At 52.1% G+C, this 1,464-nt stretch carries 2 protein-coding genes; both read left to right on the forward strand.

The features are described 5' to 3' along the window. Positions 1-81: 81 nt before the first annotated feature. A complete protein-coding gene (locus AK963_RS28885) occupies positions 82-855 on the forward strand; it encodes an ATP-binding protein (protein ID WP_066018714.1) in 774 nt (257 codons plus the stop codon). An 11-nt stretch (positions 856-866) separates the two neighbouring features. Further along, positions 867-1,430: a DUF669 domain-containing protein gene (locus AK963_RS28890; RefSeq protein WP_066018715.1), complete on the forward strand. Its 564-nt coding sequence runs from the start codon at positions 867-869 to the stop codon at positions 1,428-1,430. The last annotated feature ends 34 nt before the right edge of the window (positions 1,431-1,464 follow it).

The following is a 1,464-nucleotide window of genomic DNA, read 5'->3' on the forward strand; positions in this document are numbered from 1 at the left end:
CGCTGTTGCCCTGAGTTCCATTTTCATCATTAAAAAAAAAGAGAGCCTTTCTAAGGCAACCGCCTCTCAGGAGGTGAAGTAATGGCTATCTCTCTCGAATCCATCAGTCGTTCTTCTGGTATCAAAGCACCCCGGATGGTCTGCTACGGACCTGCAGGTGTTGGTAAATCAACCTTGGGAGCCTCTGCTCCGAGCCCTATCTTTGTCTGCACAGAGGACGGCCTTGGCAAGCTCGAAGTCGATGCCTTCCCGATGATGAAATCGTTTCAGGACGTTCTCGACGCACTGACAGTCCTCTATTCATCGGATCACCAGTATCAGAGCGTCGTCATCGATAGTCTTGATCACTTGGAGCCGATGGTCTGGAAACACCTCTGTGAAACCTATGTCGGACCGAAGGGTGAGCGGTATGAATCCATCGAAGACTTCGGCTATGGCAAAGGGTTTATTCTCGCCCTCGATCTCTGGCGACAGCTGTTAAACACCTTAGATGCTCTCCGCAATGAAAAGGGCATGGCCATCATTCTGATTGCTCATTCTGAAATCAAACGATATGAGAGTCCGACCACGGATAGCTATGACCGCCATCAGATCAAACTCCACAAACGGGCTTCCGATCTGGTTCAGGAGTCAGTCGATTGCGTTCTGTTCGCTGATTACAAAACCGTCATTGAGAAAGAGGAAGGCGGTTTTAACAAGATCAAAACTCGTGGCATCAGTACTGGCCAACGCTACCTCTACACCGAGGCTCGCCCGAGCTTCATTGCCAAGAATCGCTATGGCCTATCATCTGAGCTCCCGCTGAGTTGGCAGGCCTTTAGTGACGCACTGACCCAATCCACCAGCCAGAAATAAGGAGATTACTCATGGCTCAATTAGGTTTTAATGCAGGCGACTACGATCCGACAGATGACTTTGAACCACTGCCGGCAGGTGAATACCTCACGATGATGACCGAGGCATCACTTGAAAACACCAAGACCGGTGGCCGCATGGTGAAACTGACCTACACCATTATGGAAGGGCAGTTTGAAGGCCGTAAGCTCTGGTCACAGCACAACATTGTTAATAAAAGCCCGAAGGCGGAGGAAATCGGGAGGAAGGAACTGTCCCGGATTGCTCACGCCATTGGCCAGCCAATGATAAATGACACGGATCAACTGCTTAATCAGGTCGTTCGTATCCGGGTAGTGCTGAAAAACGATCCGGGCTATGGACCTAAAAATGAGGTCAAGAAGTGGATCGGTGTCGGTGGACAGCCAATGCAGCAGGCTCCCGTACCGCAGCAGCAGACCCCGGCTTATAACCCGCCACCACAGCAACAAGCCCCGGCACAGCAACAGCCTCCGGCTGGCCACCCTGCGGCTCAACATGCAGCGCCGCCGTGGGGAGCAAAGCAGTTTGCCGGGAAGACTGGTATGCAGCGATAGCGCTTGCCTTTGGCATTGTCGTCTATACCGCCGT

It is taken from the genome of Endozoicomonas atrinae (assembly GCF_001647025.1).
GTDB lineage: Bacteria > Pseudomonadota > Gammaproteobacteria > Pseudomonadales > Endozoicomonadaceae > Endozoicomonas > Endozoicomonas atrinae.

Bases quoted from the DNA above. Each gene is read 5' to 3' on its own strand.
- AK963_RS28885 (WP_066018714.1), top strand. From the start codon at position 82: ATGGCTATCTCTCTCGAATCCATCAGTCGTTCTTCTGGTATCAAAGCA.
- AK963_RS28890 (WP_066018715.1), top strand. From the start codon at position 867: ATGGCTCAATTAGGTTTTAATGCAGGCGACTACGATCCGACAGATGAC.